The organism is Leclercia sp. W17 (genome assembly GCF_003336325.1).
GTDB lineage: Bacteria > Pseudomonadota > Gammaproteobacteria > Enterobacterales > Enterobacteriaceae > Enterobacter.
On the sequence record NZ_CP031101.1, the window covers coordinates 617047 to 633951 of the forward strand.

The 16905-nt window shown below is 57.9% G+C and carries 13 protein-coding genes; 10 read left to right on the plus strand and 3 right to left on the minus strand.

Features of this window, described 5'->3' with window-relative positions; translation table 11 throughout:
- Position 1: 1 nt before the first annotated feature.
- Genes lsrB through lsrG form a run of 3 tightly spaced genes read left to right on the plus strand, consistent with a single transcriptional unit; the run spans position 2 to position 2192 of the window.
- Positions 2–1003, plus strand: coding sequence for an autoinducer 2 ABC transporter substrate-binding protein LsrB (gene lsrB, locus DVA44_RS03125; protein WP_103824876.1), 1002 nt, complete (start codon positions 2–4; stop codon positions 1001–1003).
- An 11-nt stretch (positions 1004–1014) separates the two neighbouring features.
- On the plus strand, positions 1015–1902 hold the full coding sequence (lsrF, locus tag DVA44_RS03130) for a 3-hydroxy-5-phosphonooxypentane-2,4-dione thiolase (RefSeq protein ID WP_114385706.1): 888 nt from the start codon (positions 1015–1017) through the stop codon (positions 1900–1902).
- Positions 1899–2192, plus strand: coding sequence for a (4S)-4-hydroxy-5-phosphonooxypentane-2,3-dione isomerase (lsrG, locus tag DVA44_RS03135; RefSeq protein WP_103177108.1), 294 nt, complete (start codon positions 1899–1901; stop codon positions 2190–2192). The genes lsrF and lsrG overlap by 4 nt, the downstream gene beginning before the upstream one ends.
- A gap of 142 nt (positions 2193–2334) precedes the next feature.
- Here lsrG and ygjG read toward each other — a convergent pair whose 3' ends face one another.
- Positions 2335–3714 carry a putrescine aminotransferase gene (gene ygjG / locus DVA44_RS03140; protein ID WP_168194447.1) on the minus strand — a complete coding sequence of 460 codons (1380 nt, stop codon included), beginning with the start codon at positions 3712–3714 and terminating at the stop codon, positions 2335–2337.
- Between the two features lie 420 nt (positions 3715–4134).
- On the opposite strand from ygjG, the gene DVA44_RS03145 reads away from it, so the two are divergent.
- Both DVA44_RS03145 and DVA44_RS03150 read left to right on the plus strand, forming a co-directional pair.
- Positions 4135–5655, plus strand: a complete 1521-nt coding sequence (locus DVA44_RS03145) for a PAS domain-containing methyl-accepting chemotaxis protein (protein ID WP_114385708.1) — start codon at positions 4135–4137, stop codon at positions 5653–5655.
- Between the two features lie 335 nt (positions 5656–5990).
- A complete protein-coding gene (locus DVA44_RS03150; protein ID WP_114385709.1) occupies positions 5991–7538 on the plus strand; it encodes a methyl-accepting chemotaxis protein in 1548 nt (515 codons plus the stop codon).
- On the opposite strand, the gene DVA44_RS03155 is transcribed toward DVA44_RS03150, so the two are convergent.
- Positions 7535–8080, minus strand: coding sequence for a PadR family transcriptional regulator (locus DVA44_RS03155; RefSeq protein ID WP_114385710.1), 546 nt, complete (start codon positions 8078–8080; stop codon positions 7535–7537). The genes DVA44_RS03150 and DVA44_RS03155 overlap by 4 nt on opposite strands.
- 236 nt (positions 8081–8316) lie before the next feature.
- Here DVA44_RS03155 and DVA44_RS03160 point away from each other — a divergent pair, with 236 nt between their 5' ends.
- Complete coding sequence (locus DVA44_RS03160; RefSeq protein ID WP_114385711.1) at positions 8317–9081, plus strand: siderophore-interacting protein; 765 nt, start codon at positions 8317–8319, stop codon at positions 9079–9081.
- Here DVA44_RS03160 and DVA44_RS03165 read toward each other — a convergent pair whose 3' ends face one another.
- The gene (locus tag DVA44_RS03165) at positions 9082–10251 is read right to left on the minus strand and encodes a DNA repair protein (RefSeq protein ID WP_114385712.1); all 1170 of its coding nucleotides are present in this window, start codon (positions 10249–10251) and stop codon (positions 9082–9084) included.
- Positions 10252–10923: 672 nt separating this feature from the next.
- Between DVA44_RS03165 and bcsO the strand changes: the two genes are divergently transcribed.
- From bcsO to bcsB, 4 genes are read left to right on the plus strand one after another with little or no spacing between them, the layout of a single operon-like run.
- On the plus strand, positions 10924–11496 hold the full coding sequence (bcsO, locus tag DVA44_RS03175) for a cellulose biosynthesis protein BcsO (protein ID WP_114385714.1): 573 nt from the start codon (positions 10924–10926) through the stop codon (positions 11494–11496).
- Positions 11487–12293, plus strand: a complete 807-nt coding sequence (gene bcsQ, locus DVA44_RS03180; RefSeq protein WP_103824863.1) for a cellulose biosynthesis protein BcsQ — start codon at positions 11487–11489, stop codon at positions 12291–12293. The genes bcsO and bcsQ overlap by 10 nt, the downstream gene beginning before the upstream one ends.
- A 21-nt stretch (positions 12294–12314) precedes the next feature.
- On the plus strand, positions 12315–14435 hold the full coding sequence (gene bcsA, locus DVA44_RS03185) for a UDP-forming cellulose synthase catalytic subunit (protein WP_114316629.1): 2121 nt from the start codon (positions 12315–12317) through the stop codon (positions 14433–14435).
- Positions 14432–16894, plus strand: coding sequence for a cellulose biosynthesis cyclic di-GMP-binding regulatory protein BcsB (gene bcsB, locus DVA44_RS03190; protein WP_114385715.1), 2463 nt, complete (start codon positions 14432–14434; stop codon positions 16892–16894). Before bcsA ends, bcsB begins: the two co-directional genes overlap by 4 nt.
- The last annotated feature ends 11 nt before the right edge of the window (positions 16895–16905 follow it).

Sequence of the window (16905 nt, forward strand, 5' to 3'; positions counted from 1 at the left end):
GATGAAAATAAAACTGATGGTGCTGGCCGTAGCGTTAAGCGTTGCCTCGGCGCAGGCCGCCGACCGCATTGCGTTTATCCCGAAACTGGTGGGGGTCGGCTTCTTTACCAGCGGCGGCAACGGGGCGAAAGAGGCGGGTAAAGCGCTGGGCACCGACGTCACCTACGATGGCCCCACCGAGCCGAGCGTCTCGGGGCAGGTGCAGCTGATCAATAACTTCGTCAACCAGGGCTATAACGCCATTATCGTCTCCGCCGTGTCGCCGGACGGCCTCTGTCCGGCGCTCAAGCGTGCCATGCAGCGCGGGGTAAAAGTGCTGACCTGGGACTCCGACACCAAACCGGAGTGCCGCAGCATCTACATCAACCAGGGCACGCCGGAACAGCTCGGCGGCCTGCTGGTGGAGATGGCCTCGAAGCAGGTCACTAAACCCGATGCCAAAGTGGCCTTCTTCTACTCCAGCCCCACCGTTACCGACCAGAACCAGTGGGTGAACGCGGCGAAAGCCAAAATCGCCAAAGACCACCCCCAGTGGCAGATCGTCACCACCCAGTTTGGCTATAACGACGCCACTAAATCCCTGCAGACCGCCGAGGGGATCTTAAAAGCCTACCCGGATCTGGATGCGATCATCGCCCCGGATGCCAACGCCCTGCCGGCGGCAGCCCAGGCAGCGGAAAACCTGAAGCGGGAAGGGGTGGCGATTGTCGGTTTCAGCACGCCAAACGTCATGCGTCCGTACGTGGAGCGCGGCACGGTGAAAGCCTTCGGCCTGTGGGATGTGGTGCAGCAGGGCAAAATTGCGGTCAATGTCGCCGATCGTTTGTTGAAAAAAGGCGATCTTAACGTCGGCGACAGCGTGGAGATCAAAGATATCGGCAATCTCAAGGTCGAGCCGAACAGCGTGCAGGGCTATCAGTATGAAGCGAAAGGCAACGGCATTGTGCTGCTGCCGGAGCGGGTGGTGTTCACCAAAGAGAACATCAACAACTACGACTTCTGACGGGAGAGAACATGGCTGATTTAGACGACATCAAAGAGGGCAAGAACTTTGGCCTCGACCGGCCGCAGCAGAATGTGCCTTTTACCCTGAAGGGGTGTGGGTCGCTGGACTGGGGGATGCAGTCCCGCATGGCGCGCATTTTTAACCCCACCAGCAACCGCACGGTGATGCTGGCCTTCGATCATGGCTACTTTCAGGGGCCGACTACCGGGCTGGAGCGTATCGATCTCTCCATTGCCCCGCTGTTCGGCGAAACCGATGTGCTGATGTGTACCCGCGGCATTCTCAGAAGCACCGTGCCGCCCGCCACCAACAAGCCGGTGGTGCTGCGCGCCTCCGGGGGCAACTCGATGCTGGGCGAACTCTCTAACGAATGCGTTGCGGTGGCGATGGAAGACGCCCTGCGCCTCAACGTCTGTGCGGTGGCGGCGCAGGTCTATATCGGCAGTGAGTATGAGCATCAGTCGATCAATAACATCATCAAGCTGGTGGATGCGGGCAACCGCTACGGTATGCCGACCCTGGCGGTGACTGGTGTGGGTAAGGAGATGGCCCGCGACGCGCGCTATTTCTCGCTGGCCAGCCGCATCGCCGCCGAGATGGGGGCGCAGTTCGTCAAAACCTATTTTGTGGAAGAGGGATTCGAGAAAGTGACCGCCAGTTGCCCGGTGCCGATTGTTATTGCCGGAGGTAAAAAGCTGCCGGAGCACGAGGCGCTGGAGATGTGCTTCCGCGCCATCGATCAGGGCGCGTCGGGTGTCGATATGGGACGCAATATCTTCCAGTCCAGCGCGCCGCTGGCGATGCTGAAGGCGGTGAAGAAGGTGGTGCACGAGAAGATGAGCGCCCGCGAGGCGTATCAGTTCTGGCAGGAGGAAAAACAAGGAGAAACACAATGAACGTGACCTTAGTGGAAATCAATATTAAGCCGGACAAGGTGGACGAGTTTCTGGAGGTGTTTCGCGCCAACCATGAAGGGGCGATCCAGGAGCCGGGCAACCTGCGGTTCGACGTTTTGCAGGATCCGCGGGTGAAAACCCGGTTCTTTATCTACGAGGCTTACAAGGATGAGGAGGCAGTGGCGGCGCATAAGCAGACCCCGCACTATCTGGCCTGCGTGGAGAAGCTTGAGGATCTGATGTCGGAGCCGCGTAAAAAACGTTGTTTTGTCGGGTTGATGCCGGCGTAAAAATCGCCCGGTGGCGCTGCGCTTACCGGGCCTACGGGCTTGTGCGGTCTGTTGCCCGGTGGCGCTTCGCTTACCGGGCCTACAAGGGTTCAAACGGTGCGGATTTTGTAGGCCGGGCAAGCGCAGCGCCGCCCGGCGGTTTTTACGCTTCAGCCACACTCACCCGCAGCGCGGCCAGCGCCTTGCGGGCCGCTTTCAGCACCAGCTCACACTGCTCAATGGTCAGCGTCAGCGGCGGTTCAATGCGAATGGTCTTCGAGTTGTTGAGCGTGCCTGCCACCAGCACCCGCTGGCGAAACATCTCGCTGGCGAAGCTGTAGCCGGTTTCGTTGTCGACAAACTCAATCGCCATCAGCATCCCTTTGCCGCGCGCCTCCTGGACCAGGTCCGGGTATTCACGCCCCAGCTGACGGAAGCCATCCAGCAGCATATCGCCTTTCTGCTCCGCCTGGGCGGGCAGGTTCTGCTCCAGCAGCACGTTGATGGTCGCCAGCGCCGCGGCACAGGCCAGCGGGTTACCGCCAAAGGTGGTGGTGTGCAGGAAAGGATTGTCGAACAGCACCGAGAAGACCTCTTCGGTGGCGACGGTCGCGCCAATCGGCATCACCCCGCCGCCCAGCGCTTTGGCCAGGCACAGAATGTCCGGCTGCACGTTTTCATGCTCGCAGGCGAACATCTTGCCGGTGCGCCCCATGCCGGTCTGCACTTCGTCCAGAATCAGCAGCGCGCCAAACTCATCGCACAGCTGACGCACCGCGGGTAGGTAGCCCTGCGGAGGCAGGATCACCCCGCCTTCGCCCTGGATAGGCTCGAGGATCACCGCTGCCACATCATCGCCGGTTTTATGGCATTCCGACAACATGGTGCGCATGGCGTTGATGTCGCCGAACGGCACATGGCGGAAGCCCGGCAGCAGCGGCATAAACGGCTTACGGAAGGTGGATTTCGCTGTGGCAGAGAGGGCCCCGAGCGACTTGCCGTGGAAGGCGCCGCTGGTGGCGATAAACGTGAACTTCCCGCGCGGCGACTGGTACGCTTTGGCGAGTTTGATCGCCGCTTCGACCGATTCCGTGCCGCTGTTACAGAAGAAGCTGTATTTCAGTTTCCCCGGCGTCAGTGCCGCCAGCGTTTTTGCCAGCATCGCCCGCAAAGGGTCAAGCAGTTCCTGGCTATGAAGGGGTTGTTTTGCAAGCTGATTTTGTACGGCGGAAACCACTACTGGATTACGGTGCCCCACGTTGAAAATACCAAATCCACCCAGGCAATCTATAAACTCCTGTCCCTGAGTGTCGACAAGCGTATTCAAACTTCCCGCCTGCCACTCTACGGCTCCGTAATCCCCGCCTGCCGTTACCGATTTCCTGTATTCGAGAAAACCTGGATTGACATGCTCTTTGAAGTAATCAATCACCTCGCGGTTAAGTTGTTTCATCTCCTCATGATCAAGCGTTCGCTTCTCAATGAGATTCAAGGCGTGCGCGGTACAGGCAAGGGCCGACGCGCTGGAAGGTAACCTGTTCAAGATGTGCTCCCGGGAATGGCGTATCACATGATACTGGATTAAGTATTGCAGGCTTTACGCCACATCCAGGGCCTTAACAAAAATCGGGATAAACGCCAGGTTAAAATAATGTTACACAATATTTAATCATGCAAAAGCGCAGCCTGGCCGCTGCGGCAGGGAATTTTCAGAAACAGAGACGCCCGATAGCAGTGCATTTGCTCTGTTTTAGGGCGGAAAGGGAACAGATACGGATCCTCCTTCAGGAGTAGTTTCTCTGCGAAACCATTAGATATCAATAAATTATAAAAACACACAAAAAATGCGGTTTAGTGGCGTTTTGCGATCTCAGGCATGTTTAACAACTAAAGATATGTTCGTTACCGCCGTAAAATATTTACGCCACAAAAATAACATTCAAGTAACCTGCAAGGGATGCCTATGTCGCCTCAACCGTTTGTCACGCAGTGTGAATACCCGCTGCAAGATGACACCACCCTGATGTCCACCACCGATCTGCACAGCTACATTACTCAGGCCAACGACACGTTTGTGCAGGTAAGCGGGTATACGCTTGCCGAACTGTCAGGACAGCCGCACAACCAGGTCCGTCACCCGGATATGCCAAAAGCGGCCTTTGCCGACATGTGGTATACCCTGCAACAGGGCGAACCCTGGAGCGGAATTGTGAAAAACCGCCGTAAAAATGGCGATCACTATTGGGTGCGCGCGAATGCGGTGCCGATGGTGCGCAACGGCCAGACCACCGGGTACATGTCCATCCGCGTGAAAGCCACGCCGGAAGAGATCGCCGCTGTCGAGCCGCTCTATAAGGCGCTGAACGAAGGGCGCTGCAAAAAGCGCGTGCATAAAGGGCTGGTGGTTGCCAGAGGCTGGGCCGGCAAACTCCCGTCGATGCCGCTGCGCTGGCGGGTCCGCGGCGTGATGACCGCGTTATTTGCCGTGCTGGCGGCCACCCTGTTTGCCACCGGTGCGGGATGGGCAGCACTGGGCGCCAGCGCGCTGGTCATGCTGCTGGGTACGCTCCTGTTTGAGCAGCAGATTGTGCGTCCGGTCGAGAACGTGGCGCGTCAGGCGCTGAAGGTGGCGACGGGCGAGCGCAACAGCGTTGAGCATCTCAACCGCAGCGACGAGCTGGGGCTGACCCTGCGGGCGGTCGGTCAGCTCGGGCTGATGTGCCGCTGGCTGATCAATGATGTCTCCAGCCAGGTCGTCAACGTGCGTGACGGCAGCGAGCAGCTGGCGAGGGGCAACGACGACCTCAACGATCGCACCCATCAGACCGTCTCGAATGTGAAGCAGACCGTGGAGACCATGAACCAGCTGGCGATGACGGTGCAGAACAACACCCGTACCGCGGTAGATGCCGATAAGCTCTCCATCGCCGCCAGCGATGCCGCCACCGAAGGCGGACACGCGATGCAAACCGTGGTCAAAACCATGGACGAGATTGCCGACAGCACCCAGCGTATCGGCTCTATCACCAAGCTGATCAATGACATCGCCTTCCAGACCAATATTCTGGCGCTGAATGCGGCAGTAGAAGCGGCCAGGGCAGGGGAGCAGGGCAAAGGCTTTGCGGTGGTAGCCGGAGAGGTGCGTCATCTTGCCAGCCGCAGCGCCACCGCCGCCAACGACATCCGCAAGCTGATCGACGCCAGCGCCAGTAAAGTGCTGTCGGGCTCGGAGCAGGTCAATGCTGCCGGGCGCACAATGGATGATATTGTGGAGAAAGTGCAGAACGTCACCCGGCTTATCGCGGAGATCAGCCACTCGACCTCCGAGCAGGCGTCCGGGCTGTCGGAGCTGACCCGCGCAGTAGCGGAGCTGGATTCGATTACCCAGAAAAACGCCGCGCTGGTGGAAACCAGCGCCCAGGTGTCGGCGATGGTGAAACACCGGGCTAAACGCCTTGAGGATGCGGTCACCGTCCTTCACTGAGTCAGTAATGTTCTAAAAAGCCGTTTGCGCTTCACAGCGTAGGCGGTTTTTTTATGGGCGAATTGTCATTATTTTTATCATTTATTGTTACTTAATTATTAAATAATTAAAAAAAGCGCTGCGGTTAATTCTCTTAACCTGCGTCTGTTTTCCCTGTTGCGTTGTTTAAAAAAGTGTGCCGGTGGTTGTATAACGATCGATGAGTTAAAATTAATAGTCTGCGCCTATCCATTGTGGTGATTATGAAATAAAAAAGCGATCAAAGTCATAAAGTTAGCGGTAGAGTTACCGATAACGCTGATCGTCTGAGAAATAATCACATCGATGGAGTAAATATGTTCTTACAAGACGTTAAAATCGGCACGAAATTATTTCTGGCGTTTGGATTCTTTATTGTCCTGATGGGGATAAGTGCGAGTTTATCTCTGTTGAGCCTGAACCGGGCAAATAACGGGATGCAATCCATCATCACCAGCGATTATCCCACGACCGTAAAAGCCAACCAGCTAATCGAAAATTTTCAGGAATTTATTAGCACTCAACAGCTGATGCTGCTGGACGATCAGGGCACTTACACGGCGCAATCAGAGCAGCATCTGAAGGCGATCAGCGAGCGTATCACCCTGATCCTCGGGGAGCTGGACAAAGCCCTACAGGATAAACAATCCCAGCAGGTACTGGCCGATATCCGCGGCGTTCGCCAGCAGTATCTTGACTCCCGCTATCGCATTTTGCAGGCGGTGCAGAACAACGATCGGGCGGGGGCGATTCAGGAGATGATGACCAACACCCTCAGCTTGCAGCAAGCCTATAAAGCGAAGGTGCAGGCGCTGATTGCGATCCAGAACACCCAGATGCAGCGCGCAGGTGAAGAGGTGGAAGGCGATTTTAAAAGCAACCGTCTGGTGCTGATCCTCATCACGCTCTTCAGCGTGGTGGTGGGCAGCCTGATGGGCTGGTTTATCGTGCGCTCCATCACCCGTCCGCTGGGCGAGGCGGTGGGCTTTGCCCAGTCCATTGCCGAGGGCGATCTCACCCGCAATATTGCCTCGCACGGGAAAGATGAAACCGGCCAGCTGCTCACGGCGCTGATGGAGATGAAAGTCCGTCTGCTGGAGATTGTGCAGCAGGTACAGACCGGTTCGGAGAGCATCTCCAGCGCCGCGGCGCAGATTGTGGCGGGTAATCAGGATCTGGCGGCGCGTACCGAAGAGCAGGCCAGCTCCGTTGAACAAACGGCGGCGTCGATGGAGCAGATCACCGCGACGGTGAAAAACACCGCCTCGCATACCGGCGAGGCGACGAACCTCTCTGCGGACGCGGCCCGGGTGGTGAAACACAACGGCGAGATGATGCAGCAGGTCACCAGCAAAATGCGCCTGATTAACGAGACCTCCAACCGGATGTCCGACATCATCAACCTGATCGATTCCATCGCCTTCCAGACTAACATTCTGGCGCTGAACGCGGCGGTAGAAGCGGCGCGCGCGGGCGAGCATGGCCGCGGCTTTGCGGTGGTGGCCGGTGAAGTTCGCCAGCTGGCGCAGAAAAGCGCCACCTCGGCCAGCGAAATTCGGCAGCTGATTGAAAGCTCAACCAGCCAGACCCAGGACGGGATGGCGCTGGTGGAAAAAGCCAGCGGGCTGATTAATGGCATGGTGGGTAACGTGGAGGAGATGGATGTCATCCTGCGTGAGATCCGCCAGGCAAGCCATGAGCAGACGGAAGGCATTTCGCAGATCAACAGCGCCATTGGCCTGATTGACTCCACCACCCAACAGAACTCCGCCCTGGTGGAGGAGTCCGTTGCGGCGGCATCATCCCTTAACGAGCAGGCGATGAACCTGAAAGCGCTGGTGAAAGTGTTCCGCGTCGCCGCTTAATCGAGCTGGGAGATCTCCAGCGCCGCGCGGTCGATCACGCCGATAATCTGTTTGATCTGCGCGTCGCTGGTCTCTCCCTGATTCACCTTCAGATCCAGCACCGCTTTAAAGTTATCCAGCGCCCGCTTCATCTGCGGGTTTTTGCGCAGCTCAAAGCCCACGCAACGCGCTTTGACGCGCGCCAGAATGTGCTCCAGATGCTCAAGGTTTTCATCCAGCCACTGCTGTCCGGCAACGGTGATCTCAATCTTTTTACGCCCGTTCTCCTCCTCGGTGAGGGTGATGAACTGCTGATCCTGCAGGAAATCGAGCGTCGGGTAGATGACGCCCGGGCTGGGGGCGTAGTTGCCCTGGGTCAGGGTCTCGATCGCCTTAATCAGCTCGTAACCGTGGCTGGCGTTGCGGGTCAGGATATCGAGGATCACCAGCCGTAATTCGCCGTGACCAAAGAAGCGCTGGCGGCGACCGCCGCCGTGATGGTGATCGCCGCCGCGTCCGCGGTGAGCGTGATCGCGGTGGTCATGGTCGTGAGAGTGTCGCATCGTCTTTCTCCATATTTTTGATATATCTAATTTATAACTAAATATTAAAAACAAGCAACGTCATCGCACGTAATTTATTTAAGTTGCTAATATTTAATCTTTTTAATGCGTGTGGTTGGCTTTGGGATTGCGAAGTCTGTCTATATCAAAAAAATCTTGCAATTCTTCTTATTAGCAATCATTATCATTTAACTTACATTTTCGATATATCGGTTTCACTTTCACGAAGGCACATTATGACCACTACTCGCTACCCTCAACGTGTCCGTAACGACCTGCGCTTTCGCGAGCTGAATGTGCTCCGCGTTGAGCGCGTCAGCACCGGTTTTCAGCGCATCATACTGGGCGGCGAAGCGCTGGAGGGCTTCAGCTCCCGCGGCTTCGACGACCATTGCAAAGTCTTTTTCCCGGAACAGGGCACGACCTTTATTCCTCCGGTAGTGACGGACGAGGGCGTGGAGTGGGGTGAGGGCGTGCGTCCGCAGGCGCGGGATTACACCCCGCTCTATGACGCGGCTCGTCACGAGCTGGTGCTCGATTTCTTTATTCACGACGGTGGGGTGGCAAGCAACTGGGCTGTGGAGGCAAAACCGGGAGATACCCTCTCCATCGGTGGTCCGCGCGGTTCACTGGTGGTGCCGGAAGATTACGCCTGGCAGCTGTACGTTTGCGATGAGTCGGGCATGCCCGCCCTGCGCCGCCGTCTGGAGACCCTGTGCGCCCTGCCGGTACGTCCGGAAGTGCACGCTGTGGTGACCGTGAGCGATGCCGCCTGCCAGGACTATCTGGCGCACTTAAGCGAGTTCAACATCAGCTGGGTGGTGGGGCATAACGAGCAGGCGGTGGCGGATCGTCTGGCGACGCTCAGCGTGCCGGCAGAAGATTACTTCATCTGGCTGACCGGGGAAGGGAAGGTGGTGAAAAACCTGAGCCGCCTGTTTGAAACCGACGCCATCGATCAGAAGCTGGTGCGTGCCAGCGCGTACTGGCACGCCAAATAGTCAGGCCACGTCGTCGAGCTGCGCTTCGCTGACCTGATGTTCCAGCGAGGCGCGTACCTCGTGCAGGGCTTTCTCCTGCTGGGCGAAGTAGGCTTCCATATTGCTCAGCGAGGAGACCAGCAGCCAGGACTCCTCTTTTTCCAGCTCCGCCAGCTCGCTCACCAGGGTGTCGATCTGTTCGCGAACCTGGGCCATCTTCTTGCGGATACGCGACAGGTCGTTCAGCCGGTCGCTGGCCATCAGCGGCTCCAGCCCCTGATGCAGGCGGGCCACCAGGGAGCGGATCGCCTTCACGTCGCCGCGCTGCTTCGCCTGGTTAAGCTGCACCATCATGGCATTCGCCTCTTCTTTCAGCTCGTCCGCCACCAGATCCGGGTGACAGAGCTTGCTCGCCTGGCGCCAGAGCCGTTTTAACTCGTTCTGATCCTCTTCGGACAGGTCTTTGCCCTTGCGCAGCCGGATCTCCGCTTCATGCTGCTGCTCGCGGTATTTTTCGTACTCGTCGTTGGCCTCGTCCCGCGCCTGGCGGGCGGGCTCCTCTTCGCGGGTTAAGCCCGTTTCCAGCTCCTGGGCTTCGGCCAGCAGGTTGGCGATCAGGTTGCTTTGCTGCTGTAAATGCTTGCGCGCCGCGGCGGCCTGCACCGAATCGGCGGGCAGATCGCGCCAGTGCCGGGTCAGGGTAGCCAGCACCTCTACCGCCTGGGCGACATACTGCTGGCAGCGGCGATAGTCCGCTTCCCGGCGGCGCGCCTCTGCCTGCTGGCGACGCAGATTCAGCTCCGCCAGGGTTTTGCGCAAGGCGAGGATCTGGCTCATCAGTGGGCCGAGACGGGTGAGGTAGAGGTCGTTAAATTCGTCCAGCTGCTGGACGCGGGCGTTACGGCGATCGATAAGATCGCGCAGGCGCTCTTCCAGCGCTTTCAGCTCCAGCTTGCTGGCGGCCAGCTGCGGATCCCGCCAAGTGATAACGGCACGCTGGCTCTGTAGCCATTCGGTAATGGCCGCCATCGCCCCGGTGTAGTTTTTCTGCTCAAGCGCCACGACGATCGCCTGCAGCTCATCGTCAAAGGCTTCGCTTTTTAACCGTGCCAGCTGACTCTCGATGATGTCGTCATCTTCCAGTTCGATAGCATTTTTAATGATTTCCAGCCGTTTGATCGGTGTGCTCATGATGCTTTTCGCTTTTGCGCTTAAGTATTTGAGTTAAGGATAGTTGTCAGGAAAACAACAGGGAATAATACACATGTCTGATGAATGGCGCGACGGGGGAATGCGTTAATTTTGCGCGCGGTAAGCTCGCAGCGGCGGCCTCGCCAGCTACGGTGCCACGCTGAACGGCAAAGCGCTGGATCTTACTCTCCGTGAAGCGGTCAATAATCTCATCACCGGGACTGGCATCCAGCAAATACATATTAAAAGGAAATGATGCTGGCAAATATAAAAAGGCTACCGTGCACCCGCCATACTCACCCCTGTATCCTGCTTTTCATAAACCCCGCTTATAGTTTCCTGTCGATATTAAGCTTTGCGTGCTATATTTTTGCTGGATTAATCTCTCGCCTTGGTAACATAGAGCGATATTTTATCTGTATGTTGGGGGTTACTGCTGGCAGAAAGTGGAGAAATTACGCGATCTGTCGATAAGCTTGTACATAGTATTAGCTCTACGTAATATGCATTAGAATATTTACTAAGCAAATATGACTACCCGTAAAGGGAATGCTTTATGGCGGTTGTTAATCACTGATCCCCTTTACACGTTCGTATTCCCACAAAAATGTTGTCCCTGGCAAAGTCATGCAGGAAACAAAAAATACTGACTTGTAAATCACGAGTAATACCATGAAAAATTATGATGATTTGCAGCGTTTCAAGGATAAAACGCGCACCGGTGACATCAACTTCAAGGACTTGTCTGCGCAAAACAAGCAGGCTTCCAGTAGCGGCTGGGCGATCATCAACCAGCTGGCAGGTGTGAATAATGACGCGGCGCTGGCGAAAGCGGGCAGCGTCGCCGTACCGGTTCCCCAGGCAGTGCAACCCGGTGAGCTGGATGCTGCCTTTGCCAGTCTGACGAAGGCGCCTGCCGTTTCCTCGCCGTCGATCATGCAAAGCATGAATGGTGACCGCGCCGAAAAAGAGGCGCCGATTCAGCCTGCGCCCTCGCTGTTCGATCAGCTTAAACCTGAAGTGGCAAGCCAGCCGCCGATGAAAGAGTCGCCTGCGCCGCAACCTGAGGTTCGTGCAACCCCTGCGCCCGTAGTGCCCATTGCGCACACTACCCCTGCGCCAAAACCTGCAGAGCCGGTGCGCTTTGAGCAGCTGTTCGCCACCAAAGCGTCTGAACGTGCCAGCCATCCGGTAAAAGATCTTCCCTTACAACCGCTCCTGGAGAAAATCGCTTCATGCCGTTAGTGTGTATTTGCTCGCCAAAAGGCGGAGTCGGGAAAACCACGGTCACGGCCAACCTCGCTTATGCTCTGGCACGTTCCGGCAGTAAAGTTCTGGCCATTGACTTCGACGTACAGAACGCGCTGCGTCTGCATTTTGGCGTGCCGTTATCTGACGGACGCGGCTACGTTGCCCGCGCCAATGAATCCGCCGACTGGAGCCAGTCGGTGCTGACGGCGGGCAACAATATGTTTGTCCTGCCCTACGGTGAAGTGACGGAAGAGCAGCGCCTGATCTTTGAACATAACCTCACCAGCGACAGCAATTTCCTGGCGCGTGGGTTAAGTTCTCTGCTGAACTATCCGGGGCTGGTCATTCTGGCCGACTTCCCGCCAGGGCCGAACCCGGCGCTGAAGGCGATCTCCCCGCTGGCCGATATGCACCTGGTGACCCTGCTTGCCGACACCGCCTCGCTGTCACTGCTGCCACATATTGAAAACCACCGGCTGACCGGCGGCGAACCGCCGAACAACAAGGCCGGATACTATTTCCTGGTGAACCAGAGTGACAACCGGCGCCATATCAGCCGTGACGTCACCGCCTTCTTACAGCAACGCCTCGGCGATCGCCTGCTTGGTGTGATCAACCGGGATGAAAGCGTGCCTGAGGCCAATGCCTCACAGCAATCGATACTGGATTTCAGCGCCACCTCGGCGGCGGCGTTCGATATCGAGCTGGTGAGTAAGCGTATCGCGGGTATTTTGGGTATCCAGGTGGGGGACGGCGCCGTGCACGCCAACCTGAGAACCTCCGGTTTCTGACGACAATTTCCAGGACGTCCTATGAAAAAGGCGCTGTTTTATCTACTGCTATTGGTCTTAGCACCCATCGCCGTATTAATTATTATCACCCCAATGGATAGCCAGAAGCAGTATATCTTCGGCTTAATCAGCATTGGGGCGCTGCTGCTGCTCGGCTTTAGCAAACATCACCGCGTATCGGTAATCATGATGATCGTGGCGGTGTTAATGTCCACACGATATATCTGGTTCCGGGCCACGCAGACGCTGCACTTTAATTCCGAAATTGAGGCCATACTGGGGATCGGGTTATTTCTCGCCGAACTCTATATCTGGATAACTATTATTTTGAGTTATCTGCAAAACCTCTTTCCGTTACAGCGCAAGATTGTGCCGCTGCCGGATGATATGTCGCAGTGGCCGACGGTGGATATCTATATCCCGTCCTATAACGAAAGCCTGGACGTGGTGCGCGATACCGTGCTGGCGGCACAGTGCCTGGATTATCCGGCGGATAAGCTGAAGATCTACCTGCTGGATGACGGCAAGCGCAGCGAGTTCGCGGTGTTTGCCGCCAACGTCGGGGTAGGGTACATCACGCGTAACGACAACTCCCACGCCAAAGCGGGCAACCTCAACCACGCGATGAAGCTCACCAAAGGCGAGCTGATCTGCGTCTTTGACTGTGACCACGTGGCGACGCGTATCTTCCTGCAGGCGACGGTTGGGGCTTTCCTGCAGGATCCGAAGCTGGCGCTGATGCAGACGCCGCACTACTTCTACTCGCCGGATCCGTTCGAGCGTAACCTCTCCGCAGGCCGCGATATTCCTAACGAGGGTCAGCTGTTCTATGGGCAGATCCAGCGCGGTAACGATAACTGGAACGCCACCTTCTTCTGCGGCTCCTGTGCGGTGATCCGTCGCAGCGCGCTGGAAGAGATTGGCGGCTTTGCGGTGGAAACCGTTACCGAAGACGCCCATACCGCGCTGAAGATGCAGCGCCTGGGCTGGAAATCGGCCTATCTGAATATTCCGCTGGCCGCAGGGCTGGCGACGGAGCGCCTGGTGGTGCACGTGATCCAGCGTACCCGTTGGGCGCGCGGCATGACGCAGATTTTGCGGGTCGATAACCCGCTGCTGGGCCGTGGCCTGAAGTGGCAGCAGCGTCTGTGTTATCTCAACGCCATGCTCTCGTTCCAGTTTGCGTTGCCGCGCGTGGCGTTCCTCACCGCGCCGCTGGCCTACCTGCTGTTTAACCTGAACATCATCCACTCTTCGGCGAGCCTGATTTTCGCCTATATGCTGCCGCACCTGTTCCTCTGCATCTATGTGAACTCGCGGGTCAACGGGCGCTTCCGCTATAGCTTCTGGGGGGAGATCTATGACCTGGTGCTGGCCTTCCATCTGGTGTTGCCGACGGTGATTACCCTGATCTTCCCGAAACGCGGTAAGTTCAACGTAACCGATAAAGGCGCGCTGCTGGACGTGGGCTATTTCGACTTCAGCATTGTCCGCCCACACCTGATTATTGCGGTGCTGCTGGCGGCAGGCGTTGTCGCCGGGATCACGCGCGCCGTCGCGCATGACTATTTCAACGTCGATCCGATGGTTATCGCCCTGAACGTCGGCTGGGGTATCTACAGCCTGATCTTCCTGCTGGCGGCCATTGCCGTGGCGCGGGAAACCCGCCAGACGCGTAAGACGATCCGTATCGATGCCAACGTGCCGGTGGTGATCCACTACGCCAGCGGTATCTCCTCGCGCAGCCATACCCTGGATCTCTCCATGGGCGGCTGCCGTATTGCGGTGGTGGATGATCGCCACTTGACCGATGAGATCGAAGAGATTGAGCTTCAGCTGCAGTCGGGGGCGATCAGCATCCCGGTGAGCGTGATTGCGCACGATGAGCAGTACATTCGCCTGATGTTTGCCGAGATCCCGCTGGAGCGCCGCCGCGAGCTGGTGCGCGTGGTGCTGGCCCGCGCCGATGCGTGGATCAACCCGCCTAAGCCGCAGGACAATCCGTTCCGCTCGTTGTTTATTATTATTCGCAGCGTATTTGATCTGTTCTGGCTGACCTGGAAAGACCGTCGTAATAAGCGTCGTCAACGCCATGAGGATGCAGGGCGCAGGAATAACGCCACCGAGGATACCGCTGTATGAAAGGGATGACCCGCAAAGCCCTGCAGATGCTGTTTGTATTTGGCGTACTGGCGCAGCCGGTGACGGCGGAAGAGCCGACCACCGTGGAATCGCTGCTGCCGGTGGATCTCCCGCCACCAGGGACGGACGCGGCGCAGTCCGCTGCGGATGCGGCGCCGGCTTCCCTGCCTGCACCCGATACGCTGCCCGCTTTCCAGACCCCACCGGCGGCAGAGGCGGCTGCGGAACCGGCTGCCAGCCCGGCACCGGATGCCGTACCGGTGACGCCCGATGCCGTACCTGCTTCTCGGGTGCCGATGGGGATCACCCCTGGCACCAGCAGCAGTATCACCGTTGCCCAGATGGGGCAGCCCAATGGCGTGGTGTTAAGCGGTGGCCAGCTACAGGGGGGGATCGATTTCACCCTCTCGGCGGACCAGGTGATCACCAATGCCCAGCTGGAGCTGAACCTGAAGGTCTCTCCGGCGATGGCGGCCCGTAATACCACCCTGCAGCTGATGCTCAACGGCCAGCCGCTGGGGACAGTACCGTTGGGCTCTGCCGACAGTAACGTGTCGAGCTATCAGCTGGAGATCCCGGCGGCGATGGTGGTATCACGCAATAACATCAGCTTCAAAATCAACGACGGCGACGCTCTGCTGTGCCAGCGGGATCTGTCGGACAATTATCAGGTCACCATCATGCCGAACACGCGTCTCGACCTGGAGGCGCAGCAGCTGAACATCGGCGCGGATCTGAGCCATTTCCCGCGTCCGTTCCTTGATGAGATGCAGATGACGCCGACTACGCTGACCTTCGCCTTCCCGGCCAAAACCCTGCCGGAGCAGGTGGGCGCGGCGGCGCTGATCGCCTCGTGGCTGGGGATCGAAGCGGACTACCGCGGTATTTCGTTTGACGCCCTGCATGACCAGCTGCCGGAGAAAAACGGCATCCTGTTCGGCAAACCGGGCGAGTCGATTGGCGGCCTGACGCTGCCCGCCTCTAACGGGGCGATGCTCCAGGTGGTGGATAACCCGGCCAACCCGATCTACAAACTGCTGCTGGTGGTGGGCAATAACGAGCAGCAGCTGAAAAGCGCCGCATGGCGTCTGACCCGCGGACAGTTCAGCGGCCAGACCACCAGCCTGCCGGTGGAGGCCCAGAACATCCCGGTCAGCAAGCCTTATGACGCCCCGCGCTGGATCGCCACCGACCGCCCGGTGCTGCTGAGCGAGCTGATGCGTAAAGATCAGAGTCTGACGGTGACCGGCATCTGGCACGAGCCGCTGACCCTTGGGTTCCGCGCCGCACCGGATCTCTTTATGTGGGATGGCGACACCATTCCGCTGAAAGTGGCCTATCGCTTCCCGTCCGAAAGCTGGATTGACGAGCAGCGTTCGTACCTGTCGATGACCTTCAACGGCGCGTTCCTGCGCAACCTACCGGTCAACAAACAGGGGCTGCTCGAAAGCCTGTGGCACAAGCTTGGCGGCGATGCGCGTCAGGAGAATGTTGAGGTGCCGCTGGAGCCATACCTGATTTACGGTGACAACCAGCTGCAGCTCTATTTCAACATCCAGACCAAAGAGACCGCGCCGTGCAGCGTGCTGCTCAATAACAACATCAAGAGCCGTATCGACGAAGATTCCAGCATCGATCTGAGCAACACGCGCCACTTCACGCTGCTGCCGAACCTGTCGTACTTCGTCGGCGCCTCGTTCCCGTTCACCCGTCTGGCGGACTTCTCCCAGACGGTGCTGCTGCTGCCGGAGAACCCGAGCGAAAGCGAGATCAGCACCCTGCTGGATCTCTCTGCCCGCTCCGGGAACGCCACCGGCACCGCGCTGAACAACAACCGCGTGATGTTCGGTCTGCCATCTGGCGGGGCGAACCTGCTGCGCCTCAGTGAAAGCGATGTGCTGGCGGTCTCCACGCTGGACCAAACCGCCTTCAACCGCGCGCTGCTGGCCCAGTCGCCGTTTATCAGCAACGAGCACACCTTTGGGGTGCGCGAGCCGAAGATGCTGGAAAAAGCGCAGCGCTTGCTGGAGGGCGACTGGAACGCGTCGGGCGTCGATGCCGACCGCTACTTCTCGTCGAATGAATCCTGGCGCGGCTTTGTCAGCTTCCGCTCCCAGTGGAACCCGGAACGTCTGGTGGTGATGGCGATTGGCAGCAATGACCAACAGCTTTCGCGTCTGCATAACGATCTTAACTCGGCCCGCATCAACGCCGGGATCCGCGGCGATACGGCGATCATCACCGATGAAAACGGCGTACGCAGCTTCCGCGTTGGCCCGCAGTTCCCGAGCGGCCAGATGCCCTGGTACATGATGGTGGTGTGGTATGCCACGCAGCACTCCGCCATGCTGGCAATTTTTGGCCTGCTGTTCGCGACGATTATTGGCCTGAGCCTCTACTCGTTACTGAAAAAACGCGCGCATAAACGTCTTAACCCACAGGATTCAGATCGTGAGTAAGGGTGGTAACA

What these genes read in the sequence shown, in the direction of transcription:
- lsrB (WP_103824876.1), top strand. Translation starts at nt 2, where the DNA reads ATGAAAATAAAACTGATGGTGCTGGCCGTAGCGTTAAGCGTTGCCTCG.
- lsrF (WP_114385706.1), top strand. Translation starts at nt 1,015, where the DNA reads ATGGCTGATTTAGACGACATCAAAGAGGGCAAGAACTTTGGCCTCGAC.
- lsrG (WP_103177108.1), top strand. Translation starts at nt 1,899, where the DNA reads ATGAACGTGACCTTAGTGGAAATCAATATTAAGCCGGACAAGGTGGAC.
- DVA44_RS03145 (WP_114385708.1), top strand. Translation starts at nt 4,135, where the DNA reads ATGTCGCCTCAACCGTTTGTCACGCAGTGTGAATACCCGCTGCAAGAT.
- DVA44_RS03150 (WP_114385709.1), top strand. Translation starts at nt 5,991, where the DNA reads ATGTTCTTACAAGACGTTAAAATCGGCACGAAATTATTTCTGGCGTTT.
- DVA44_RS03155 (WP_114385710.1), bottom strand. Translation starts at nt 8,080, where the DNA reads ATGCGACACTCTCACGACCATGACCACCGCGATCACGCTCACCGCGGA.
- DVA44_RS03160 (WP_114385711.1), top strand. Translation starts at nt 8,317, where the DNA reads ATGACCACTACTCGCTACCCTCAACGTGTCCGTAACGACCTGCGCTTT.
- DVA44_RS03165 (WP_114385712.1), bottom strand. Translation starts at nt 10,251, where the DNA reads ATGAGCACACCGATCAAACGGCTGGAAATCATTAAAAATGCTATCGAA.
- bcsO (WP_114385714.1), top strand. Translation starts at nt 10,924, where the DNA reads ATGAAAAATTATGATGATTTGCAGCGTTTCAAGGATAAAACGCGCACC.
- bcsQ (WP_103824863.1), top strand. Translation starts at nt 11,487, where the DNA reads ATGCCGTTAGTGTGTATTTGCTCGCCAAAAGGCGGAGTCGGGAAAACC.
- bcsA (WP_114316629.1), top strand. Translation starts at nt 12,315, where the DNA reads ATGAAAAAGGCGCTGTTTTATCTACTGCTATTGGTCTTAGCACCCATC.
- bcsB (WP_114385715.1), top strand. Translation starts at nt 14,432, where the DNA reads ATGAAAGGGATGACCCGCAAAGCCCTGCAGATGCTGTTTGTATTTGGC.